At 73.2% G+C, this 22634-nt stretch carries 21 protein-coding genes; 7 read left to right on the forward strand and 14 right to left on the reverse strand.

The window, feature by feature from the left end:
* Nucleotides 1-65 precede the first annotated feature (65 nt).
* Complete coding sequence (locus tag MVA48_RS08880) at nt 66-2645, forward strand: bifunctional FO biosynthesis protein CofGH (protein ID WP_246987954.1); 2580 nt, start codon at nt 66-68, stop codon at nt 2643-2645.
* Between the two features lie 41 nt (nt 2646-2686).
* On the opposite strand, the gene MVA48_RS08885 is transcribed toward MVA48_RS08880, so the two are convergent.
* The 5 genes from MVA48_RS08885 to MVA48_RS08905 form a co-directional block, all read right to left on the reverse strand.
* Nucleotides 2687-2863: a hypothetical protein gene (locus tag MVA48_RS08885; protein WP_246987956.1), complete on the reverse strand. Its 177-nt coding sequence runs from the start codon at nt 2861-2863 to the stop codon at nt 2687-2689.
* A gap of 22 nt (nt 2864-2885) precedes the next feature.
* On the reverse strand, nt 2886-3467 hold the full coding sequence (locus MVA48_RS08890) for an ArsR/SmtB family transcription factor (RefSeq protein WP_246987958.1): 582 nt from the start codon (nt 3465-3467) through the stop codon (nt 2886-2888).
* Between the two features lie 285 nt (nt 3468-3752).
* On the reverse strand, nt 3753-4739 hold the full coding sequence (locus MVA48_RS08895) for an IS4 family transposase (RefSeq protein WP_246987960.1): 987 nt from the start codon (nt 4737-4739) through the stop codon (nt 3753-3755).
* A complete protein-coding gene (locus tag MVA48_RS08900) occupies nt 4664-5125 on the reverse strand; it encodes a transposase domain-containing protein (protein ID WP_246987962.1) in 462 nt (153 codons plus the stop codon). Before MVA48_RS08900 ends, MVA48_RS08895 begins: the two co-directional genes overlap by 76 nt.
* Before the next feature lie 138 nt (nt 5126-5263).
* Nucleotides 5264-6106 carry a formate/nitrite transporter family protein gene (locus MVA48_RS08905; RefSeq protein WP_371821202.1) on the reverse strand — a complete coding sequence of 281 codons (843 nt, stop codon included), beginning with the start codon at nt 6104-6106 and terminating at the stop codon, nt 5264-5266.
* A gap of 124 nt (nt 6107-6230) precedes the next feature.
* On the opposite strand from MVA48_RS08905, the gene MVA48_RS08910 reads away from it, so the two are divergent.
* The gene (locus MVA48_RS08910; RefSeq protein WP_246987966.1) at nt 6231-6647 is read left to right on the forward strand and encodes a hypothetical protein; all 417 of its coding nucleotides are present in this window, start codon (nt 6231-6233) and stop codon (nt 6645-6647) included.
* Nucleotides 6648-6669: 22 nt separating this feature from the next.
* The gene (locus tag MVA48_RS08915; RefSeq protein ID WP_246987968.1) at nt 6670-7800 is read left to right on the forward strand and encodes a glycerate kinase; all 1131 of its coding nucleotides are present in this window, start codon (nt 6670-6672) and stop codon (nt 7798-7800) included.
* On the opposite strand, the gene MVA48_RS08920 is transcribed toward MVA48_RS08915, so the two are convergent.
* The 4 genes from MVA48_RS08920 to MVA48_RS08935 are packed head-to-tail and all read right to left on the reverse strand — an operon-like array spanning nt 7784 to nt 12362.
* Nucleotides 7784-8563 (reverse strand): DeoR/GlpR family DNA-binding transcription regulator, encoded by a 780-nt coding sequence (locus tag MVA48_RS08920; protein ID WP_246987970.1) that lies wholly within the window; start codon nt 8561-8563, stop codon nt 7784-7786. The two genes, MVA48_RS08915 and MVA48_RS08920, sit on opposite strands and share 17 nt — an antisense overlap.
* Before the next feature lie 29 nt (nt 8564-8592).
* Nucleotides 8593-9630, reverse strand: a complete 1038-nt coding sequence (gene pdxA, locus MVA48_RS08925; protein ID WP_246987972.1) for a 4-hydroxythreonine-4-phosphate dehydrogenase PdxA — start codon at nt 9628-9630, stop codon at nt 8593-8595.
* Between the two features lie 32 nt (nt 9631-9662).
* Nucleotides 9663-10988: a four-carbon acid sugar kinase family protein gene (locus MVA48_RS08930; RefSeq protein ID WP_246987974.1), complete on the reverse strand. Its 1326-nt coding sequence runs from the start codon at nt 10986-10988 to the stop codon at nt 9663-9665.
* A gap of 24 nt (nt 10989-11012) precedes the next feature.
* Nucleotides 11013-12362, reverse strand: coding sequence for a GntP family permease (locus MVA48_RS08935; RefSeq protein ID WP_371821233.1), 1350 nt, complete (start codon nt 12360-12362; stop codon nt 11013-11015).
* Here MVA48_RS08935 and MVA48_RS08940 point away from each other — a divergent pair.
* Both MVA48_RS08940 and MVA48_RS08945 read left to right on the forward strand, forming a co-directional pair.
* On the forward strand, nt 12310-12552 hold the full coding sequence (locus tag MVA48_RS08940; RefSeq protein WP_246987976.1) for a hypothetical protein: 243 nt from the start codon (nt 12310-12312) through the stop codon (nt 12550-12552). The genes MVA48_RS08935 and MVA48_RS08940 overlap by 53 nt on opposite strands.
* Before the next feature lie 175 nt (nt 12553-12727).
* Complete coding sequence (locus tag MVA48_RS08945) at nt 12728-13087, forward strand: LuxR family transcriptional regulator (RefSeq protein WP_246987978.1); 360 nt, start codon at nt 12728-12730, stop codon at nt 13085-13087.
* Between the two features lie 42 nt (nt 13088-13129).
* On the opposite strand, the gene MVA48_RS08950 is transcribed toward MVA48_RS08945, so the two are convergent.
* The 3 genes from MVA48_RS08950 to MVA48_RS08960 form a co-directional block, all read right to left on the reverse strand.
* Nucleotides 13130-14284, reverse strand: coding sequence for an acyl-CoA dehydrogenase family protein (locus MVA48_RS08950; RefSeq protein ID WP_246987980.1), 1155 nt, complete (start codon nt 14282-14284; stop codon nt 13130-13132).
* Nucleotides 14284-16287: an acetyl/propionyl/methylcrotonyl-CoA carboxylase subunit alpha gene (locus MVA48_RS08955; RefSeq protein ID WP_246987982.1), complete on the reverse strand. Its 2004-nt coding sequence runs from the start codon at nt 16285-16287 to the stop codon at nt 14284-14286. The genes MVA48_RS08950 and MVA48_RS08955 overlap by 1 nt, the downstream gene beginning before the upstream one ends.
* 81 nt (nt 16288-16368) lie before the next feature.
* Nucleotides 16369-17982: a carboxyl transferase domain-containing protein gene (locus MVA48_RS08960; RefSeq protein WP_246987984.1), complete on the reverse strand. Its 1614-nt coding sequence runs from the start codon at nt 17980-17982 to the stop codon at nt 16369-16371.
* A 90-nt stretch (nt 17983-18072) separates the two neighbouring features.
* Between MVA48_RS08960 and MVA48_RS08965 the strand changes: the two genes are divergently transcribed.
* Complete coding sequence (locus MVA48_RS08965; RefSeq protein ID WP_246987985.1) at nt 18073-18672, forward strand: SACE_7040 family transcriptional regulator; 600 nt, start codon at nt 18073-18075, stop codon at nt 18670-18672.
* Nucleotides 18673-18676: 4 nt separating this feature from the next.
* Here MVA48_RS08965 and MVA48_RS08970 read toward each other — a convergent pair whose 3' ends face one another.
* Nucleotides 18677-20434 (reverse strand): hypothetical protein, encoded by a 1758-nt coding sequence (locus MVA48_RS08970; RefSeq protein WP_246987987.1) that lies wholly within the window; start codon nt 20432-20434, stop codon nt 18677-18679.
* 113 nt (nt 20435-20547) lie between these two features.
* Entirely contained in the window at nt 20548-21777 is a 1230-nt protein-coding gene (locus MVA48_RS08975) for a hypothetical protein (RefSeq protein ID WP_246987989.1), read from the reverse strand.
* A 147-nt stretch (nt 21778-21924) separates the two neighbouring features.
* On the opposite strand from MVA48_RS08975, the gene orn reads away from it, so the two are divergent.
* The gene (orn, locus tag MVA48_RS08980) at nt 21925-22602 is read left to right on the forward strand and encodes an oligoribonuclease (protein WP_246987991.1); all 678 of its coding nucleotides are present in this window, start codon (nt 21925-21927) and stop codon (nt 22600-22602) included.
* Nucleotides 22603-22634: the final 32 nt, after the last annotated feature.

The following is a 22634-nucleotide window of genomic DNA, read 5'->3' on the forward strand; positions in this document are numbered from 1 at the left end:
GCCGCTCACACGACCGGCTCTACGTATTCAGGATCAGGGATTGGGCGACTAGCGTCTGCGGGGTCATGACTCCGTTGCCGCCGCCGACCGAATCCGCCCTCCGCCGCGCCCTGGTGCGCGCCGAGCGCGGCTCGACGCTGGACGCGGTCGAGGCCGAGACCCTGCTGCACGCCCGGGGGCTGGGTGAGGGCGAGCCGCTCGACCGGCTGCTCACCGTGGCCGGCCGGGTGCGGGACGCCGGGCTGGCCTCCGCCGGCCGGCCCGGGGTGGTGACCTACAGCCGCAAGGTGTTCATCCCGCTCACGAATCTGTGCCGCGACCGCTGCCACTACTGCACGTTCGTGACGACGCCAGGGCAGCTGCGGACGGCGGGCAAGGCTCCCTACCTCTCCCCCGACGAGGTGCTCGAGGTGGCGCGCGCGGGTGCCGCCCTGGGGTGCAAGGAGGCGCTGTTCACCCTCGGCGACCGCCCCGAGGAGCGCTGGCCGGTCGCCCGCGAGTGGCTGGAGGCCCACGGCTTCGACTCGACGCTGGCGTACCTGCGGGCGATGGCGATCCGGGTGCTCGAGGAGACCGGACTGCTGCCCCACCTCAACCCGGGCGTGCTGTCGTGGGAGGAGATCCAGCGGCTGAAGCCGGTCGCGGCCTCGATGGGCATGATGCTCGAGACCACCGCGACGCGGCTCTGGTCGGAGCCCGGCGGCCCGCACTTCGGCAGCCCCGACAAGGAGCCCGCGGTGCGGCTGCGGGTGCTGGAGGACGCGGGGCGCTCCGCCGTCCCCTTCACCACCGGGGTGCTGCTGGGCATCGGCGAGGACTACGCCGAGCGGGTGGAGGCCGTCCTCGCGATCCGGGCCTCGGCGCAGCGGCACGGGCACGTGCAGGAGGTCATCGTCCAGAACTTCCGGGCCAAGCCGCGGACCGCGATGCAGGCGCACGACGACCTCGAACTGCAGGAGTACGTGGCCGCCGTGGCCGTGACCCGGCTGCTGCTGGGCCCCAAGGCGCACGTGCAGGCGCCGCCGAACCTGTCGGACTCGACCGAGCTCGGCCTGCTGCTGCGGGCGGGGGTCGACGACTGGGGCGGCGTCTCGCCGCTGACGCCCGACCACGTCAACCCCGAGCGGCCGTGGCCGAACATCGACAAGCTCGCCGCGCTGTCGGCCGAGGTGGGCTTCGAGCTGCGCGAGCGGCTGGCCGCCCAGCCGCCCTACGTGCTGCAGCCGGAGCCGTGGCTGGACCCGCGGGTGCGCCCGCACGTCGCCGCGCTCGCCGGGCCGGACGGGCTCGCCGTCGAGGACCGGCTGCCCGTCGGCCGCCCCTGGCAGGAGCCGGACGAGTCGTGGAGCGCGTCGGGGCGGGTCGACCTGCACGTCGAGGTCGACACCGTCGGGCGCACGACCGACCGGCGTTCGGACTTCGACGCGGTCTACGGCGACTGGTCGGAGCTGCGGTCGCGCACCGAGAGCGCCCGCGACGGGCACTCCACCGCGCTGAGCACCGGCGACCCCGCCGTCCGCGCGGCGCTGCGGCACGCCGAGCGGGACCCGGCGGGGCTGACCGACGCCGAGTACCTGGCGCTGCTGGGTGCCGACGGCACCGACCTGGAGGCCCTGGCGGCCCTGGCCGACGGGGTGCGCCGCGACGTCAACGGCGACGACGTCACCTACGTCGTGAACCGGAACATCAACTTCACCAACGTCTGCTACACGGGTTGCCGGTTCTGCGCGTTCGCGCAGCGGCGCACCGATGCCGACGCGTACACGCTGTCGATGCAGCAGGTGGGCGACCGGGTGGACGAGGCCTGGGCGGCCGGCGCGACCGAGATCTGCATGCAGGGCGGCATCCACCCCGACCTGCCGGGCACGGCGTACCTCGACCTGGCGCGCGAGGTGAAGAAGCGGCAGCCCGGCATCCACCTGCACGCCTTCAGCCCGATGGAGATCGTCAACGGTGCGGCGCGGACCGGGCTGTCGTTCCGCGACTTCCTGACCGAGGCCAAGGCGGCGGGGCTCGACTCGATCCCGGGGACGGCGGCGGAGATCCTCGACGACGACGTCCGCTGGGTGCTCACCAAGGGCAAGCTGCCCACGGCCACGTGGCTGGAGATCATCCGCACGGCGCACCAGGTCGGCATCCCGACCACCTCGACGATGATGTACGGCCACGTCGACACCCCGGCGCACTGGGTCGCGCACCTGCGCACGCTCGCCGCGCTGCAGGACGAGACCGGCGGCTTCACCGAGTTCGTGCTGCTGCCGTTCGTGCACCACAACTCGCCGATCTACCTCGCCGGCGTCGCCCGGCCCGGGCCGACCGTCCGCGAGAACCGCGCGGTGCACGCCGTCGCGCGGCTGCTGCTGCACGGGCGGATCCCGAACATCCAGACCTCGTGGGTGAAGCTCGCCGAGGCCGGCACCAGGGCGGTCCTGCAGGGCGGCGCCAACGACCTCGGCGGCACGCTGATGGAGGAGACCATCAGCCGGATGGCCGGCAGCGAGAACGGATCACTGAAGACCATCGCCGAGCTCGAGGCGCTCGCCGCCTCGATCGGGCGGCCGCCCGCCAGCGGACCACCGAGTACGGGACGCCGTCCGCGGAGCGCCTGGCCACCGCGCGGTCCGACGAGGGCCGCCGCCGGCTGACCCTGTCGATCACCCCGCGCTGAGCACCCGGAGCGTCCGGCTCACAGGTCGGTCGCACGGGAACGGACGCCGCGCCGGGTCACCCGTTCCGCGCGACGGGCCGCGCGACGGGCCATGCGACGGGCCACGGCGACGCGGTGGGCCCGCGACTCGGCCGCGGCCTGCGCCTGCAGTTCGGCCATGCGGCCGGTGACGAGCTGGTGCTCGGGGCTGTACATCAGGATCTCCTCCGGGAAGGGCTCAGGGGCGGGCGGGGATGCCGTAGGTGAACACCAGGACGGGCTCACGCTGCTCGGTGCCGTCGTCCATGCGCTCGCGATCGCTCCAGCGGCCGAGCACCTCGCCGATCTCGCGGGACAGCTCGCCGAGCTCGCCGGCCGTCAGGTGGAGCCACTTCTCGGCGATGAACGAGGTCTCCCGCCACGGCTCGCGTTCCTCGTCCCCGGCTGCGAACCAGGCCCGGACGTGTGCGGTGTGCCGGTCGAGCGTCAGTGACTGGACGGCCTGCGCGACGGCCTCCCCCGCCGGATCGTCGGAGAGCGCCTCGCCGGACCACCGCAGCGACCGGGTCACCAGCCGCCACCAGCGCTCGCGCCGGTCCTTGGCGAGCTCGGGAGCCTCCTCGACCAGCCCGACGTCGGCCAGTGCGCGCACGTGGTGGCTGACGTTGCCGATGTTCTGGTCGGTCCGCTCCGCCAGCATGCTGGCGGTCGCCGGGCCGTGGACCTTCAGCACGTCCATGAGCCGACGGCGGAGCGGATGGGCCAGCGCGGCCAGCACCCCTGCGTCGGTGACCTCCCGGATCTCCTGTCGCTCGCTCACGGGACCATCATGCATGCACAAGAGATATTGCGCAATGCTTCTTGTGCAATGTTCTCGCGAGATGACGCGCTCGGACGAGGACCTCTCCACCCGGTGAGCCGCCCTCGTCGACCCGTCGTGGCGCTGCCACGCTCCCGCTCATGACGACCGCCGGACGGCTCAGCCACGCCTGGCGTGTCGTGCTGGTCCTGACCCTCGCCGCGGTCCTGGCGCCCTCGCGACCCGGCGCCTGGACTGATCGCGGGCTAGCCGCAATGCCGTTCACTTAGGCCGCGGGTCGGCTGGTCAAGGGTCGGGGTCGGCGAGGACGTCGATGCTGATGGTGATCCGGTGGCTGGGTCCGCGGAGTCGCCCGCTGGCGGTGTGCGGGGCGTAGGTGGAGATGGCTCGCTTGACCACCCGAGGGGTGTTTCGGCGGCGTCGGGCGGGCAGGAGGCTGGCCAGGACCTGGTCGCCGATGACGCCGACGAGGTCGACGCTGGTGTCGGCGATGACTCCGGCGGCCTTGACCAGCTGGTCGCGGGCGGCGCGGAGGGCGACGGTGAAACTGGCCCGGTCGGGATCGATGTCGCCGGCGGTGAGCGTTGCGTCGGTGATCGCGATCCGGAGTGCCTGGTAGGCGATCAGCCGTGCGTAGATTTCCTGCTCGAGACCGGCCGGGGTCCGCGCGCGCAGCACCCGCCCGCCGCCGATGCTCTGCTTGAGCTCGCAGTACGCGGTCTCGATCTCCCACCGCTGGTGATAGAGGCCGACGATCTCGACGGCCGGGCAGTCGGCGTCGGTCACCGTGGTGACCAGTTGGTAGGCCTCGCTGCGCCGCCGCTGGCCGGTGTCGATAGTGATCTGGGCCCGGATGACCCGAACCTCGACCTGTCCGATCCGCGATAGCCACGAGCCATCGGCGCAGCGGCGGCAGACCGGCAGCCGGCGTCCACTTTTGACCCTGATCAGCAGGTCCGCGCCGCGGTCGGCGATCTTGTCGATCAGATCCGCGGCGGCGAAGTTGCGGTCGGCCAGCACGATCATCGGCGCGCGCATGGCCGGCACCAGGTCGGCGGCGTAGCCGGTCTCCCCGCGGCCGATCGACCCGAAGACCGCGTCGATGATCGTCCGGGTGCCGCAGGCGACCAGCGCCAGCAGCCGGACCATCGGATAGCCGGTGCCGCCGTGATGGCTGCCGCCCTTGCGGTGGACGGTCAGGTTGGCCGGGGTGTCCGGGCAGCACATCGTGGTGCCGTCGATCGCGGTGACCAGCCGGCCGCGCCACCACACGCCCTTGGTGGCCGGGCCGGCGGCCGCCCGCGGAGCAGCTCGAACAGCTTGCCCAGCGGCGCCGGCCTGATCCGGCGCCGGGCGGCGGCCAGGCCCGCCGCACTCGGCTCGGCGACCGGCAGTCCGTCCAGCCCGGCCACCAGCCGCGCCCACACCTGCCGGTAGCCGCACTCGACGAACAGCGCTCCGGCCAGCAGCAGGTACACCACAACCCGGGAGGGCAGATCGCGCACCCGCTGCTGCACGGTGTCGGTCTCGTCCAGGGCGGCGTCGACCATCTCGAACGGCACGATTTGGGTCAGCTCACCCAGATGACCCGGCGCGAACCGGTCCTCGGCGACGGTGACCTCACGAACGACCCGACTGGTGCCAGACTGAACAGGCAACGGAGCTCCCGGGGAAGAGAAGCGTCTTGGCGGATGCCCCCTCTTACCGGAGCTCCGTTGCCTCTTCCTCCGCCGACACGCCGCGACAGCCGGCGTTGTTGACAGCCCGCCGCCCCGGCTAACTGAACGGCATTGGGGCTAGCCGCGCTCGGCGGGCTCCTGCGCCGTGGTGGTCGTCACCGGCTGGTCCCGCAGGAACAGGTACCAGTAGGACGTCGACACGAAGAGCACGGCCCCGACCAGGTTGCCCGAGCCGGCCAGCAGCCAGTTCACGCCCGCGTCCTCCCAGCCGATCCCGGGGACGTCGGCCCAGATGGCGGCCGGGATGAAGAACATGTTGGCGACCACGTGGTCGAAGCCCATGGCCACGAACGCCATGACCGGGAAGAAGACGGCCAGGATCTTCCCGGAGACGCTCTGCGCGGCCAGGGACATCCACACCGCCAGGCAGACCAGCCAATTGCAGCCGACCCCGCGCAGGAAGGTCTCCCAGGCGGAGTGCCCGGTCTTGCCCTCGGCGATCCCCGCGAGTCGCTCGTAGGTGAGCAGCGAACTGCCCTCCGAGGCCGCGTCGCCGATGACGTCGGTCTGCACGGCGAGGAAGAACGCGACGAACAGCGCGCCGAGCAGGTTCCCCAGCAGTACGAGGGTCAGGTTCTTCACGACGTCCCCGACGTCGATCCTGCCCCGCATGGCGCCGAGCGGGACCAGCATCATGTTGCCGGTCGCCAAGTCGGAGCCGGCGATCAGCACGAGGACCAGGCCGAGGGTGAAGGCCGCACCCATGAACAGCGTCGGCAGCGTGCCCCACGTGTCCGGGTCCAGCCCGGACGACACCGTGATCGCCACCAGCGCCCCGAACGAGATGTAGGCACCGGCGAGGAACGCGCTCACCAGCACCCGATCCCAGGTCCGGTGGGTCTTCTTGCCGCCGGTCTCCGCGGCGACCTGAGCCATCTCTGCTGGTTCCCGCGCGCTCACGAGCGCCTCCCACCAACGTCTCCGACGGGTCGAGGGCGGTACTTCCCCGTTCCGGGACGGGCCACGCCCACCCGGCGGAAGCGACCATGGCCGGCGGTGAGCCCGGGCTGGCCAGCCTCGCGTCGTGGGGCGCTTCGGGAAGTTCGTCTACAGCGCCGGGCGGTGGACCAGCGGTGCCCCGACGGCGGTGCCGTTCCTGTTGGTCGACGTCCACGACAGCGACATCGCGACCGTCGACTACCGCGCCGCCGACGCCTCGGGCGGGCGCTTCTTCCTCGGCTACGAGCCGCGGATCTACTTCGAGGAGCCCGACGCCGCGGCTCCGGTCGACACCCGGGCCGAGGCCGAGGGCTTCGCCCGCTGGGCGCGGGAAGCCACCGGCACCGACGTCGACCCGGGCGCGGTGGAGCGGCTCATGGCCGCGCCGGACGGCGCACCCCCGGTCGACGACTTCGTCGAGGAGACAGTCGAGAAGCTGGCCGCCCTCGCCGGGCTGCCCGCTCCGGGCTGGCCTCCGGACGACGACGAGCCCGCCGGGTAGGACCGGCTGGCACGATCGACCCATGACACGGGTCCTCGTCGCGCCGGACAAGTTCAAGGGATCGCTGTCCGGCGCGGAGGTCGCCGCCGCCCTCGCGCGCGGCCTGACCGCCGCGGCGCCCGGGGTGGAGGTGCGGTCGTTGCCCGTGGCGGACGGCGGGGACGGAACGCTGGCCGCGGCAGAGGCGGCGGGGTTCGAGCGGGTGCCGGTGACCGCCACGGGCCCCACCGGGCAACCGGTCGGCACCGCGTTCGGCCGCCATGGGGACCGCGCCGTGGTCGAGATGGCCGACGTGTCGGGCCTGTCCCGCCTGCCGGACGGCCGACCGGCCCCGCTGGCCGCGACGAGCCGGGGCACCGGCGAGGTGATCGCCGCCGCACTCGCCGACGGCGCGCGCCGGATAGTGCTGGGCATCGGCGGCAGCGCCTGCACCGACGGCGGCGCGGGCATGCTGCAGGCGCTGGGCGCCCGCTTGCTGGACGAGGACGGCCGCGAACTCGGGCCCGGCGGCGCCGCGCTCGGTCGGCTGGCCCGCGTCGAGCTCGATCGCCTCCACCCGGCGCTGTCCGGTGCCGAGATCGTCGTCGCCTGCGACGTGGACAACCCGCTGACCGGGCCTCTGGGGGCGGCCGCGGTCTACGGCCCGCAGAAGGGCGCCACGCCGGAGGACGTCGCCCTGCTGGACGCTCATCTCGTCCGGTTCGCCGACCTGCTGGCCGAGGCGACCGGCCGGGACGTGCGCGACGAGCGGGGCGCCGGGGCGGCCGGCGGCGTCGGCTACGCCGCGCTCGCCGTGCTGGGCGCGACCCTGCGCCCGGGGATCGACCTGCTGCTGGACCTGCTCGACTTCTCCTCCCACGTGCACGACGCCGACCTCGTCGTCGTCGGCGAGGGGTCGCTGGACGAGCAGTCGCTGCGTGGCAAGGCACCGGTCGGCGTCGCGCGCCTGGCGAGAGCGGCCGGCGCCCGTGTGGTGGCGGTCTGCGGGCAGACCACCCTGGGAACCGAACAGCTGCGCGCGGCCGGCATCGACGCGGTCTACGCGCTGGCCCACCTGGAGCCCGACCCGCAGCGCAGCATGGCCGAGGCGGCTCCGCTCCTGGAGCGGGTGGCCGGGCTGCTGGCCGAGCGGGAGCTCAGCCGGCGCGCGTGACGCGGATCCCCGACCGGGCGAAGGCCGCGACCACGTCGTCGGGAACCGCCCGATCGGTCAGCACCGACCAGGACGGCTCGATGCGTGTCCACGCCGGCGGCGAGGACGGGAGGAACTTCGACGCGTCGGCGAGCAGGACCACCTCCGCCGAGCGGGCCGCCACCAGTTCCTTGACGTGGGTCTCCTCGACCGTGGGCTCCCCGAGCCCCTTGTCCGGATCCACGGTGTCCGCGCCCAGGAACGCGACGTCGAAGGCCAGCCGCTGCAGGGCGACGGCGGCCAGGGCTCCGGTGACCCCGTGGCTCAACGGCTGCACCTGCCCGCCGACGATGATGACCCGGATGTCGGGTGCGCGGGCCAGCAGGAGTGCCGCCTCCAGCCCCCGCGTGACGACCGTCATCGGTCCTCGGTCCACGAGCGTCCGCGCCAGCGCCAGGCAGGTCGTCCCGGCGTCGATGAAGACGCTGCCCTCGTCCGGGACGAGCCGTGCCGCCGCCACGGCGATGCTCGCCTTCTGTCCGGCCGCCAGCCGAGAGCTCTCGCTGAACGACCGCTCGTGGAAGACCTCGCGGACCAGCGCGCCGCCGTACGTGCGTGCGATGCGTCCCTCCCGCTGCAGCCGGGTGAGGTCCCGGCGCACGGTGGAGGCCGAGACACCCACCCGTTCGGCCAGTGTCTCGACCTCGTCGACGCCGGCGCGGATCAACGTGACGAGCGCCTCGTGCCGCTGATCGGTGGCCCGTCGGGTTCGCGGCTCGACCATGCTTCTCCCGACGTCCGACTCCCCCGGCGTCAGGACCCGTAGGCGCGCCGGATGTTGTCGACGAAGGGCGCGTAGTCGACCGCCGCCAGATAGGCCGACAGCATGGTGCCGTGTCCGGCCTTGCCGGTGCCGGCGATGTCGAAGGCCGTGCCGTGGTCGACCGAGGTGCGCAGGATGGGCAGTCCGACGGTCACCGAGATCGTCCCGTCGAAGTCGAACGTCTTGGCCGGGATGTGGCCCTGGTCGTGGAAGTGCGACAGGACGCCGTCGTACCGCCCCACGAGGCCCTGGTGGAACACCGAGTCGGCCGGGATCGGCCCGCGGACGTCGAGACCCTCGGCGCGGACCGCATCGCACGCCGGCGCGATGTGCACGATCTCCTCGTCACCGAAGTTGCCGTTCTCCCCGCCGTGCGGGTTGAGGGCGGCGACCGCCAGCCGGGGGTTCTCGACGCCGAACACCTGCAGGGCGGTGTGCGCCTTGCGGATCGAGTCCTCGATCCGCTCCTTGGTGAGCTGGTCGATCGCCTTGCGCAGCGACACGTGCCGGGTCGTGAAGAAGATCCGCAGGTGGTGGCCGGGCTGGGCGGTGTTGCGGACGACGAACATCGTGTCCTGCTGGGTCACCCCGGTCAGCTCGCCGAGCATCTCGGTGTGGCCCAGGTGCTTCGACCCGGCCGCCCAGATGGCCTCCTTGTGGATCGGCCCGGTGACGATGCCGGCCACGCGCCCGTCCATGGCCGCCTGCGTCGCCGTCTCGATGGCGGCGACGGCGGCCTTGCCGGCCCGCTCGTCCACCTTTCCCCACTCGGGGACGTCATCGCCGAGCACGCCGGTGTCGACGATGTCGATGACGCCCTCATGGGGTGGCACGTCGAAGCCGTCCACCGCCCGCACCTCGACGTCGAGCCCCATCGCCGCCACGCCCCGACGCAGGGCGGCGGCGTCACCGACCGCGACGCCGTGGTGGTCGGCCGCCCCGGCCTGCTCGGCCAGGGTCTTGGCGGTGATCTCCGGGCCGATGCCGACCGGGTCGCCGAGGGTCAGTGCGAGTACGTGCCGGGTCATGGTCGTGGTTCCCTTCCGTGGGCGTGCGTGGTTCAGCGGGCGGTGCGCGTCTGCGCGGACGAGACGTGGCGGCGGTCGAGCTCGACGGTCTGCCGGAGGTGGTCCACACAGGTCACGGTGGTGGTCGCGTCGCCGACCAGGCCACCCTTGGTCACGACGTGCAGGCCGTCCCAGGGACCGCCCACCACCGTGCCGGCCACCGCGAGCGGCTCGACCTCCCCGGAGATCTCCAGTCCGTGCGACCCGAGCTCGGCCAGCACCGCCGCGGTGACGTCGCCGCCGGTGGTGAACAGTCCCTCCACCGGGTGCCTCTCCATGATGCGCCGCACCGCTGCCGCCAGCGCACGGGGGATCCGATCGGCGTCCTCGGGCGAGGTGGGCCGCACGTCGTCGTCCTCGAGCACGGTCGCCAGGACGACGACGTCGTCGGCGCCGGCCCCGTCGAGGGCATCGGCCAGCACGGCGGCCGCGGCGTCGACGTCCGGGACGGCGCTGCCTTCCAGGGTGGGCACCCGGTGCAGGTGCGCCCCACGGTCGGCGGCCAGCTGCTGGAGCTGCCTGCGGGTCAGTTCGGTCGCGGACCCGGACACGACGAGCAGGGGCGCGCCGCGGCCGGATCCGTCGAGACCGAGCGCGGTGGCCATGGCCACCGAGCCCGGGCCGGGATCGCTGGTCACCCACAGCACGTCGGTGCCCTCGGCGGCGGCCACGGCCGCCGCGGCGATGCGGTCCAGGTGCTCCTCGGTGGTCGCGTCGGCGACGATCACCTCGGTGCCGGCGTCGAGGGCACCCCGGAGCTCGGCGACCAGGGCCTCGCGTGGACCCGTGACCGTCGCCATGGGGACGACGTGGGTGGCCAGGGTCGCCTGCTGGCGGAGGATCTCCACGATGTCGGAGGTCCGCATGGGTGTGCGGGCGTCGCGGGCCACCTCGGTCTCCTCGAGCCGCCGGCCCCCGAGCAGCTGGGTGCCGCCGATCGTGTGCCGGCCGGCGGCCGGGTGCGCCGGGGCGCACATCGCCACGACCCGGGCGCCGCTGCGGGCCCGCACCTCCGCGAGCACGGCCTCCGTGGTCGCGCCGACGTTCCCGCGGAGGGTGGTGTCGATCCGGTTGCACACCAGACGCGCGGGCCAGCCGGCGCCCACGACGGCGCGCACGGCCTGCGCCGCGGCGGCGGGGGCGGCGTGCCGGCTGTCGGTCGTGGCGACCACGACGTCGAACCGGGACACCATGTCGGTGACCACCTCGGCGCCCGCGGCGGCGCTCACGGTGGCGGCACGGAGACCGACCGAGGCGAACCCGGCCGCGGTCGCGTTCGCGCCGGTCAGGTCGTCGGCGACGACCAGCACCTCAGCCATGCCGACCCACCTCCCGGATGCCGGTCAGAGGAAGAGGCTGGCGATGAGCAGCAGCGGCAACGACGCCGCCCACACCGCGGTGGTGATCCCCGACCAGCCCCGCAGCGCGGCCGTGCCCTCCAGCCCCGTGAACCGCGTGACCACCCAGAAGTACGAGTCGTTGAAGTAGCTGAAGACCATGGACCCGGCGCAGCAGGCCAGAGCCGCGAGGAGCGGCGAGAGCCCGAGGGTGTCGACCAGCGGAGCGGAGACCGAGGCGGCCGTGATCATCGCGACCGTGCCCGAGCCCTGAGCGATGCGCACGAGCGAGGCGATGAGGAAGGGCACCAGGACGCTCGGGAGGGCGAGCGAGGAGACCGCCTCGGCCAGCTCGTCACCCACGCCGGTGTCCCGCAGCACCTGACCGAGGGCGCCACCGGCACCGGTGATGAGGATGATCAGACCCGCCGAGGCGGCGGCGTCGGCCAGCCAGGAGTGCACGCGCTTGCGCGGCGTCCAGCGCGGGAGCAGCAGGTAGACCGCCAGGATGATGCCGATGACCAGCGCGACGACCGGGTTGCCGAGGAACGACATGATCGCCGCGAAGCCCGACGGGGTGTACTCGTCGGTCGGTGAGAGCACGCCCTGTGCGTTCCGGTCGATGGCCGTGGTGACGGTGTTGAGCACGATCAGCAGCAGCGGCACCAGCAGCGGGACGGCCGCCAGTCCGAACCCGACACGATGCGGCTTGGCGCCGGGGGGCGCCTCGCCGAGGTCGGTCGCGGGCGGCTCCTCCTTCAGCGGCTCCCCGCCGTCGAGGTCGTCGGCTCCCAACCCGGCACTCCCACCGGCAGCCCGGGCGCCGGGCGCCGTGGAGGCAGCCGCGCCGGAGTACACGGCCTCGCGGACCTGCGGGCTGATCTCGCTCTCCAGCTTCGGACCGATCCAGGCGGCGTAGACGACGACCACGGGCAGCAGCAGGAGCGCGAACACCAGCCCGGCCAGGATGAGCCCACCCAGGTCGGCGCCGAGGATGCCGGCGACGCCCAGCGGACCGGGGGTCGGCGGTACGAGGTGGTGGGTGACCGTCATGCCGCAGCCGAGTGCCAGAGCGAGGGTGACGTAGCGCCCGCGCAGCCGCCGGGCGATCGAGCGCGCCAGCGGATTCATGATCACGTAGCCGGAGTCGCAGAACACCGGGATCGAGACGACGGCACCGGTGCCCGCCATCGCCCAGTGCTCCCGGCCGCGGCCGAGCACCTTGACGAACTTCCGAGCGAGGGCGTCAGCGGCACCCGAGACCTCGAGGATCTTGCCGATGGCGACCCCGAGCCCGATGACGATGCCGATCGAGGCGAGCGTGTTGCCGAAGCCGGTCGTGATCGAGCCGATGATCTCCCGGGCGGCGCGCCGCCACGAACCCGGTCACGAGGGCGGCGAGCAGGAGCGCCACGAACGCGTCGAGGCGGGTGCGCAGCACGATCACGACGATGGTCGCGATGCCGAGCACGAGTGCGAGGAGCAGCTGTACGTCCACCCGGGACCTCCGTGCCGGTTCCTCCGCCGTTGGAGGAAGTCCGGGTGAATCGTGGAGGACGCACCTGCGCGAAGCAACCGCAACCGGCCAGTAACGTGCGCACAACGCGCAACTTCGTCGGCGTTCCGGACCGACCGGTGACGGCCGGTGCGACGGGAAGGGGTCGCGCAGCGCCAGGCGGCAAGGCGCCCTGCCCGATGACCCTCGACCGTAGGGTCGGCACATGACCGACCACGGCGGCCCCATCGACCTGCAGGCACTGGCCGATCAACTGATTGCCGAGGCGAGAACGGCCAGCGCCGGACGGGCGGCGCGGACCCTGCCGCACCCCGTCGACGGGCTGCGCCAGACCGTCATCGCGGTGCGGAGGGGCGCCGAGCTGGGCGAGCACGAGAGCCCGGGTGCGGCCAGCCTGCAGGTGCTCAGGGGTCGCGTCCGGCTGCTGGCCGCAGACCGGACCGTCGACGTCTGCGCTGCGCAGATCACCCCGATCCCCGATCGGCGGCACAGCCTGGCCGCCGACGAGGACAGCGTCGTCCTGCTCAGCGTCGCCGTTCCGTTCCGCGCCCCCGAACCGGATTGAGCGGAGTGCCAGGGACGCGTTATCCGCGCCCTCGCACTCCGCTCAGCCGACGCCCAGGTCGCGGGCGATGAGCATCCGCTGCACCTCGCTGGTGCCCTCGCCGATCTCGAGGATCTTCGCGTCGCGGTAGAAGCGGCCGACCGGGAACTCGTTCATGAACCCGTAGCCGCCGTGCACCTGGGTGGCGTAGCGGGCGTTGTCCATGGCGACCTCGGAGCTGTAGAGCTTCGCGATCGACGCCTCGCGCTTGAACGGCTCACCGCGCAGCATCTTCTCCGCCGCCCGGTAGTAGGCCAGCCGCGCGGTGGAGGCCCGCACCTCCATGTCGGCGATCATGAACTGGATCGCCTGGTTACGGCCGATCGGCTGCCCGAACGCCTCGCGCTGCGCCGCGTACTTCACCGACTCGTCCACACAGCCCTGCGCCAGCCCGACCGACAGCGCCGAGATCGCGATCCGGCCCTCGTCGAGGATCGACAGGAACTGCGCGTAGCCGCGACCGCGCTCCCCCACCAGGTTCTCCTCCGGCACCCGGACGTCGGTGAACGACAGCTCCCGGGTGTCCGAGGCGTTCCAGCCGACCTTCGAGTAGCGCTGGCCGACGGCGAAGCCCGGCGTGCCCGACGGCACGACGATCGCCGAGATCTCCTTGCCGCCGTCCGGTCTGGCCCCGGTCACCGCGGTCACGGTCACCAGCGCGGTCAGGTCGGTGCCGGAGTTGGTGATGAACGCCTTGGACCCGTTGATGACCCAGTGCCCGTCCTCGAGCCGCGCGGTGGTGCGGGTGGCGCCGGCGTCCGAGCCGCCGCCCGGCTCGGTCAGCCCGAACGCACCCAGCGCCTGGCCCGAGCACAGCCTCGGCAGCCACTCCTGCTTCTGCTCCTCGGTGCCGAACCGGTAGATCGGCATCGCGCCCAGGGAGACGCCGGCCTCCAGGGTGATCGCCACGGACGAGTCCACCCGGGCCAGCTCCTCCAGTGCGATGCACAGGTGGAAGTAGTCGCCGCCGGAGCCGCCGTACTGCTCGGGGAACGGCAGGCCGAACAACCCGAGCTCACCCATCTGCCGCACGATCGCGGTCGGGAACTCGTCGCGCTCGTAGAACTCCCCGATCTGCGGGGCCACGACCTCGACCGCGAACTCGCGGACGGTCTTGCGGAGGGCCGCGGTCTCGGCGTCGAGCCGGTAGTCCAACATCAGTTCTCCTGCTGCTCCGGGGCGGACGCCGCTGGGGTCACCAGGGCCACCCGCTCGTCCAGCCCGACCGTCTGGCCGGCTGTCACACCGAGCTCGGCCACCGTCCCCGCGACGGGGGCGGTGAGCACGTGCTCCATCTTCATCGCCTCGACGACGAGCAGCGGGGTCCCCGCCTCCACCTCGTCGCCGACCGCCGCCTGCACCACCGTCACCGTGCCCGGCATGGGCGAGGTGACGACGCCGCCGGCAGCCGAACCCTCCGAGTGCGCGGTGAGCCGCTCCTGCTCGCGCAGCGCGGTGACCCGGCCGTCGGCCGCCAGCCACACCGTGCCGGCCTCGTGCTGCAGGAAGTAGGACATGGTCAGGCCGTCGAGGGTGACGCTCAGGCGGTCGCCGATGCGCACGGCCCGGGCCGCGACCGGCTCCCCGTCGGCCACGCGCACCTCCGCCGCGGTGGACCGTCCGCGCAGCCGCACCTCGACGACGTCCCCACCCGTGGCCTGCAGCCGCCGGACGGTCCACGCCGGCTCACCCAGCCGCCAGCCGTCCGGCACGTCCCACCGGTCCACGACCGGCCCGGTCGGCTCCGCCTCGATCAGCAGGGCCAGTGCCGCGGCAGCGTAGACGTGCGGGGGCGGCGGCTCGGGCAGCGTCAGTGCCTCCCCGCGCCGCTCGATGAGCCCGGTGTCGAGCCTGCCGGCGACGACGTCGGGGTCGGTGAGCAGCGACCGCAGGAACGCGGCGTTCGTCGTCACCCCGAGGACGGCGGTGTGCCCCAGGGCCCCGACCAGCCGCGCCCGGGCGGTGTCGCGGTCGGGCGCCCAGGCGATGACCTTCGCCAGCATCGGGTCGTAGTCGGTGCCGACGACGCCGCCGACAGTCAGGGAGCTGTCGAACCGGACGCCCGGCCCGCTGGGCTCGACCAGCCCGAGCACCGTGCCGGCCTGCGGGAGGAAGCCGCGGGAGGGGTCCTCGGCGTACAGCCGCGCCTCGATCGCGTGCCCGTCGAGGGAGATGTCGCTCTGGTCGAGCGGCAGCCGCTCCCCCGCCGCGATCCGCACCTGCTGCTCGACGAGGTCCAGCCCGGTGACCATCTCGGTGACCGGGTGCTCGACCTGCAGCCGGGTGTTCATCTCGAGGAAGAAGAAGTCGCGCGGCCGGTCGGCGTCGACGATGAACTCCACCGTGCCGGCGCCGGTGTAACCGACCGCCCTGGCCGCCTCGACCGCCGCGCGGCCCATCGACGCCCGCATCGAGGTGTCCAGCAGCGGCGAGGGGGCCTCCTCGATCACCTTCTGGTGCCGGCGCTGCAGGCTGCACTCGCGCTCGCCGAGGTGGATCACGTTGCCCGCGGCGTCACCGAGCACCTGCACCTCGATGTGCCGGGAGTTGCCGACGTACCGCTCGACCAGCAGCGTGTCGTCGCCGAACGAGCCGAGCGCCTCCCGCCGGGCCGAGGCGATCGCGCCGAACAGCTCGTCCTCGTCGCGCACCACGCGCATGCCCTTGCCGCCACCGCCGGCGCTGGGCTTGAGCAGCACCGGGAAGCCGACGGCCACCGCCGCAGCAGCCACCGCGGCGTCGTCCATGCCCGGGTCGCTGCGGCCGGGGACGACGGGCACACCCGCGGCCATGACCGTCCGCTTCGCGCGGATCTTGTCGCCCATCGCCTCGATCGCCGCCACCGGCGGGCCGACGAAGACGATGCCGGCCTTCTCGCAGGCGCGGGCGAACTCGACGTTCTCGGAGAGGAATCCGTAGCCCGGGTGGATCGCCTGCGCGCCGGTGCGGGCCGCGGCCTCGAGCACCCGCTCGATGTTCAGGTAGCTCTGCGCGGCCGCGGCCGGCCCGATGGGCACGGCGACGTCGGCTACCCGGGTGTGCAGCGCACCGGCGTCCGCGTCGCTGTGCACGGCGACGGAGCGGATGCCCATGGCCCGCAGCGTGCCGATCACCCGGACGGCGATCTCGCCCCGGTTCGCGACGAGCACGGTCTCGAACATCCCGCTCACCGCCGTCCCCAGGAGCCGAAACCGCGGTTCTGGCTGCTCTCCCGGGAGCCGAAACCGCGGTTCTGGCCGCTGTCACATGCGGAAGACGCCATAGCCGACCTCCTCGAGGGGCGCGTTGGCGCAGGCGGACAGGGCCAGGCCGAGCACGGTTCGGGTCTGCGCGGGGTCGATCACGCCGTCGTCCCAGAGCCGGGCGGTGGCGTAATACGGGTGGCCCTGGTGCTCGTACTGCTCGCGGATCGGCGCCTTGAACGCCTCCTCCTCCTCGGCCGACCACTCCTCGCCGCGGGCCTCGGCGCCGTCGCGGCGCACCTGCGCGAGCACCGACGCCGCCTGCTCGCCGCCCATTACCGAGATGCGGGCGTTCGGCCAGGTGAACAGGAAGCGGGGCGAGTACGCCCGGCCGCACATCGAGTAGTTGCCGGCGCCGAACGAGCCGCCGATGACCACCGTGAGCTTCGGTACCCGCGCGCAGGCCACGGCAGTGACCATCTTGGCGCCGTGCTTGGCGATGCCGCCCGCCTCGTAGTCGCGGCCGACCATGAAGCCGGTGATGTTCTGCAGGAACAGCAGCGGGATCCTGCGGCGGTCGCACAGCTCGATGAAGTGCGCGCCCTTCAGCGCCGACTCGGCGAACAGGACGCCGTTGTTGGCGATGATGCCGACCGGGTGCCCGTGCAGCCGGGCGAACCCGGTGACCAGCGTCTGCCCGTAGAGCGGCTTGAACTCCGCGAAGCGCGAGCCGTCGACCAGCCGGGCGATGACCTCGCGGACGTCGTAGGGGGTGCGCGGGTCCGGGGGCACGACCTCGTAGACGGACTCGGGTGCGTGCAGGGGCTCCTCGACCGGTTCCACGTCCCAGGAGCGGGCGTCGCGGGGTGCGAGCGTCCCGACGATCTGCCGGACCAGCTGCAGGGCGTGCGCGTCGTCGTCGGCCAGGTGGTCGGTGACGCCGCTGACCCGGCTGTGCAGGTCGCCGCCACCGAGCTCCTCGGCGGTGACGACCTCGCCGGTCGCCGCCTTCACGAGCGGCGGCCCGCCCAGGAAGATCGTGCCCTGCTCCCGGACGATGACCGCCTCGTCGCTCATGGCGGGCACGTACGCGCCGCCGGCCGTGCACGACCCGAGGACGGCGGCGATCTGGGCGATGCCCGCCTTGGAGAGGTTGGCCTGGTTGTAGAAGATCCGGCCGAAGTGCTCGCGGTCGGGGAAGACCTCGTCCTGCATGGGCAGGAACGCGCCCCCGGAGTCGACCAGGTAGATGCAGGGCAGCCGGTTGTGCAGGGCCACCTCCTGCGCGCGCAGGTGTTTCTTCACCGTCATGGGGTAGTACGTGCCGCCCTTGACGGTCGCGTCGTTGGCCACGACGACGCACTCGCGGCCGCTCACCCGCCCGACGCCGGTGATGATGCCCGCCGCCGGGGCATCGCCGTCGTAGAGGCCGTGCGCGGCCAGCGGGGAGAGCTCGAGGAACGGGCTGCCCGGGTCGAGCAGCGTGTCGACCCGCTCACGGGGCAGTAGCTTGCCCCGCTCGACGTGTCGCTGCCGTGCGCGCTCGCCCCCGCCGAGGGCGACCCGCTGCAGCTGCGCGACGAGGTCGGCAACCAGTTCGGTATGCGCGGCGGCGTTGCGCGCGGCGCTGTCGGCGTCGGCCGCGACGGCTCTCGGGAGCACCGGTGCATCCACGACCGAAGGTTAACCGCCGTTCACTCCGATGGTCCACATCTCGACCCCATTTGGTTAACGGCGGTTCACTTCGGCGCTAGCATCCGTCGCATGACCTCCACCGCACGCGATGCGGCGCTGCACGCCGACGCCGGGCGGCCGTCGCGGCGCGAGCAGATCCTGCAGGCGGCGGCACAGCTCTTTGCCGAACGCGGGTCGCGGGCGGTGGGTGTGGACGACGTCGGCGCCGCGGTCGGCGTCACCGGCCCGGCCATCTACCGGCACTTCGCCAGCAAGGACGCGATGCTGGCCGAGATGCTGCTGCGGATCAGCGAGCACCTCCTCGCCGGCGGCACCGACCGGGTCGCGGGAACCGAGGACGACCCGGCGGAGCAGCTCCGCGCGCTCATCGCCTTCCACGTCGACTTCGCCCTCGACAACCCCGCGCTGATCACTGTCCAGGACCGCGACCTCGGTTCGCTCACAGACGCCGACGCGGCGCAGGTCCGGCGCCTGCAGCGCCGCTACGTCGAGGTCTGGGTGGGCGTGCTCGCCCGGCTGCACCCCGGCGCGGACGCGGCCGCCTGCCGGGCGAAGGCGCACGCCGTCTTCGGGCTGATCAACTCCACGCCGCACAGCGCCGGCCGCCTGGGTCGGCCGGCCATGGCGCGCCTGCTCGCCGACATGGCCTGGGCCGCCGCGACCGCCTGAGGGGCTACTGACCCGGGAAGGGCGGGGTGGCGAGCTCGAGGCCGTACGTCGCCGCCTGATCGATCTCGGCCGAACTGCCGTCGGGGTTCTCGACCCAGGCGGTCTCCACGATCGTGACGACCGAGCCGGATACCGCGCTGGCGTACTCGGCGCCCGAGAGCTTCGAGGGGCTGCCCGTGTAGCGGACGCCCTCCCGCAGCAGGTCACTGACGTTGCCGCTGCCGTTGGTATCGGTGAGGGCCTGCAGCTCGCGGGCGATGGCGTTGTCGGGCATCTGCACCCGTGACACCGACACGACGATCGGTCCGCCTTCGAGCTCCGCCGAGTACAGCGCTCGGGAGAGCCCCGTGCAGTCGTCGGCCTCGAGGAAACTCTGGGTGTCGCCGTAGGCGTGCCCGATGCAGGTGTCGTCCACCTGCACCGCCTGGACCGTGAACTGGACGCCGCCGGCCTCCTGGACGTCGCCCGGCTGCGGCCCGGCGGCGGTGGGCTCGGCAGCCGACGTGCCGCCCGCGGGGGCGCCGCCGCCGTCACCGCCGTTGCCACCCCGGTCGCCGAGCACCAGCCAGCCGACCACCGCCAGCGCGCCGACCACGACGAGAGCCAGGAGCGACACCAGTGCGATCCTCCGGCCGGACCCCGGCTCGTCGGCATCGTCGTCGGTTCCGGTGCCGGGCACCGACTCGGTCCAGTAGGAGAAGCGCCCGGCCGGCTGCTGGGGGGCGGGCGACGGCGCGACGGACGGCTGCTGCGCGGGGAAGACCGACGTGCGGGGCGAGGCCGGCGAAGCTGCTGCCGAATCTGCACGTGCGAACAGCCCGCCGATGCCGGCATCCTCGTCCGGCGCCGCCGGCGCGTCGATCGCGACGGTGTCCCGCGGCTGCATCCGCGCCGCGGGAGGCGCGGCGGGTGCTGACGCCGCCAGCGTCTGGTCCGCCGGCGCCTCGGCGGCGGCTGCGGCGTGCGCCGCTGCCGCGGACGCCGCGACGGCCTGGGCGATCGCGGCCGGGCTGGGCTGCTCGCGCACGGGCGCGGGCGCAGGCGCCGACACCCCGGGGAGTGCCGGGCCGGCGGCCAGCGCGGCGGGCGTGAGGAGCTCGGGCCGCCGCAGCACGTACGGGGAGTAGGGGAAGGCCTCGCCGTTGAGCTCCTCGACCGTCGGGCCGCGGCCCTCGAGACCGAGCGCCTCCAGGGCGGCCCGGACGTCGGCCGTCGTCCAGAGGCGGGGGTTGTCGACGCTGGCGTAGCGGCTCGCGCGGGCGATGCCGAGCAGCAGCGACCGCGGCTCGAGGAGCGCGACCTGATCGCCCTCCCCCAGGTCGCCGTCGGCCGGGATCAGACCCGTGACGTCGCCGACCAGCACGGTGAGCCGGGCGATCCGGCCGGGCTCGAGCCCGGCGCGGCGCAGCTTCATCGCCGCGTCCAGACCGGCCCGCATCAGTCCGTCGAGGGGCGTCGAGCCGCCGCCGGACAGCTGCAGCGCCTGGCTGGGGCCGGACTCCGGCGCGATGGTCCACGCACCCTCGGGCCGCGCGGTCACCACGCCGTTCTGCCGGAGCACCTCGACGACCCGGATCACCGCGATGCCCTCGGGGACGAACAGCACGGCGTCGGAGATCCGCCGGCCCAGCACCCCGTCGATGGTCGGCAGCGAGGCGACGACGGCCGCCCGGACCGAGCCACCGGTGTCCCAGCGGGTGAGCTCACCGAAGAGCGCGCGCTCCCCCGCCGTCTGCAACGGCGTCGGGGTCAGGACCAGCACGTCGAATGTCCTCCGGGGATCGCTGTCTGGGTTCTCGCCGGCAGCCGCCAGGCGCCGCAAGGCGCGCGCTCCCCGTGTGCGGGCGGTCCCGGCGCCGGCAGCTGCCGTCGACGCTACGTCATGCGGTGCGGTGAGCCGACCCTCCGCGCCGGAAGCCCATCAGACGGCCGCGGGGGTCCGGTCCGCGGCCGGCTCGTCGGCAGAGCGCCACAGTGCCACCCACCTGCTGCCGGCGAGCAGGTCGACGGCCAGCCAGAGCAGGCTGAAGCCGACCGCGACCGGCAGTGCCGACCACCAGTTCCACGGGGGAGGTAGTCGAAGGCGTCCAGTCCCGCGCCGGCCCCGTAGACACCGGCGGTGACCAGGACCCCGGCCAGCCAGCCCGGCACCCGCCAGGTGACGGTGAGGTCGATCAGCACCGCGCCGGCGAGCAGGGCGAGGGGCAGCACGGACGGCGGGAAACCCATGCCGACCAGCGCCAGCCACATGACCGCCCGGTAGGCCAGATAGGTGGCGGCGATGATCGTCGCCGTCCAGCGGTACCCCACGAGCTTGCGGGCGACGACCAGCGAGAGGAGGCCCGCGCAGATCAGCCAGGCGGGGTGCACCCACGAGGGCACGGGCAGCATGAACATCTCGGGCGTCTGCCCCTGCTCGCGGGCGAAGTCCAGCAGCTCGACCTCGGCCGTGGTGCGCCCGGCGTCGTAGGCCGCCAGCGACAGGACGCCGTATTCCTGGTGCTGGTTCGGGAAGATCGCGTTCTCCACGAAGAACAGCCACAGGCCCAGCGAGACCAGATCGCGGACGCGGCCCGGTGCGGCGTAGAGCCACCAGCCTCGGATCGCGCCGGCCAGCATCACCGCCGTCCCGAAGTAGAGCAGCGCGTGGCTCGGGCTCCAGCTGGTGATGTCCAGCCCGTTGATGCGGTGGTTGACGATGTCGATCGGGACGGCGATCAGGAACAGTCCGATCCCCCACTGCATGAGCCGCAGTGCGCGCCGGTCGACGCCGTAGCCGGTGTAGCTGTGGAAGATCACCAGGCCGACGACCAGGGCCGTGCCCGCCGAGTTCAGCAGATGGGGCGGGGCGAGGTCGTCGCGCAGCCACCGGAAGTGCCAGGAGACGTCCCAGGTGGAGCCGAACATCTTCAGCAGGAACGCGCCGAGCCAGGCCGTGTAGATCCACCGCAGCTCGGTCTCGGTCGTGACCCGGCCGGGGCGCCCCGGTGTCATGTAGGCCAGCCAGAACCAGCGCACGAGGGCGACCGGGTGGGCGAGCCCGTTGACCAGAGAGCCCGGGGGCGGCGGGACCGCCGGACGCGCGGGGACAGCAGGAGAGGGCACGGGAACTTCCTAGGCTCGGTGGAGTGGACCCGACCCTAGCTGCGGAGGACGCCGATTCCGACCCTCCCGATGGCGCTGTCGCGACGCGTGCGGTAGAGGCCGGGCAGTCGGGGCGAGCGGGACGCGCGGTGCGTACTCTCGGACCACGTGGCAGAGAGCGCAGGGCACCTCGTCTGGATCGACTGCGAGATGACGGGCCTGGACCTCGTCAAGGACAAGCTGATCGAGGTCGCGGTGGTCGTCACCGACAGCGAGCTCAACGTCCTGGACAAGGGCCTGGACCTGATCATCTCCGCCGGCGACGCCGATCTCGACGGCATGGACGAGGTCGTCGTCGAGATGCACCGGAAGTCGGGGCTGACCGACGCCGTGCGCGCCTCCACCCTCACCGTCGCCGAGGCGGAGCAGCAGCTGCTCGCCTACATCAAGCAGTGGGTGCCCGAGCGCCGGACCGCCCCGCTGTGCGGCAACTCGATCGGCACCGACCGCGGCTTCCTCGCCCGGGACATGCCCGAGCTCGACGACCACCTGCACTACCGGATGGTCGACGTCTCCTCGATCAAGGAGCTCGCCCGCCGCTGGTTCCCGCGCGTGTACTTCGCCCAGCCGCCGAAGGGCCTGGCCCACCGCGCCCTCGCCGACATCATCGAGTCGATCCGGGAGCTGGCGTACTACCGGCGAACCCTGTTCGTGCCGGCCCCGGGTCCGAACAGCGACCAGGCGAAGGGCGCCGCCGACGAGGTCATCGGCTCGTTCGCGGGAATCCTGGCGGCAGGCGACGCCACCCCGGAGGGGGCCGCTCCCCCGGTCGCGTCGGAGGGCTGACCCGCTCCGGTATCGTTGCTCCGGTTCGGCCG

It is taken from the genome of Blastococcus sp. PRF04-17, from assembly GCF_023016265.1.
Lineage (GTDB): Bacteria > Actinomycetota > Actinomycetes > Mycobacteriales > Geodermatophilaceae > Blastococcus_B.

Excerpts from the sequence above, each read along its gene's own strand:
- MVA48_RS08880 (WP_246987954.1), top strand. The coding sequence starts at position 66 with ATGACTCCGTTGCCGCCGCCGACCGAATCCGCCCTCCGCCGCGCCCTG.
- MVA48_RS08885 (WP_246987956.1), bottom strand. The coding sequence starts at position 2,863 with ATGTACAGCCCCGAGCACCAGCTCGTCACCGGCCGCATGGCCGAACTG.
- MVA48_RS08915 (WP_246987968.1), top strand. The coding sequence starts at position 6,670 with ATGACACGGGTCCTCGTCGCGCCGGACAAGTTCAAGGGATCGCTGTCC.
- MVA48_RS08920 (WP_246987970.1), bottom strand. The coding sequence starts at position 8,563 with ATGGTCGAGCCGCGAACCCGACGGGCCACCGATCAGCGGCACGAGGCG.
- pdxA (WP_246987972.1), bottom strand. The coding sequence starts at position 9,630 with ATGACCCGGCACGTACTCGCACTGACCCTCGGCGACCCGGTCGGCATC.
- MVA48_RS08930 (WP_246987974.1), bottom strand. The coding sequence starts at position 10,988 with ATGGCTGAGGTGCTGGTCGTCGCCGACGACCTGACCGGCGCGAACGCG.
- MVA48_RS08940 (WP_246987976.1), top strand. The coding sequence starts at position 12,310 with ATGCCGATCGAGGCGAGCGTGTTGCCGAAGCCGGTCGTGATCGAGCCG.
- MVA48_RS08945 (WP_246987978.1), top strand. The coding sequence starts at position 12,728 with ATGACCGACCACGGCGGCCCCATCGACCTGCAGGCACTGGCCGATCAA.
- MVA48_RS08950 (WP_246987980.1), bottom strand. The coding sequence starts at position 14,284 with ATGTTGGACTACCGGCTCGACGCCGAGACCGCGGCCCTCCGCAAGACC.
- MVA48_RS08955 (WP_246987982.1), bottom strand. The coding sequence starts at position 16,287 with ATGTTCGAGACCGTGCTCGTCGCGAACCGGGGCGAGATCGCCGTCCGG.
- MVA48_RS08965 (WP_246987985.1), top strand. The coding sequence starts at position 18,073 with ATGACCTCCACCGCACGCGATGCGGCGCTGCACGCCGACGCCGGGCGG.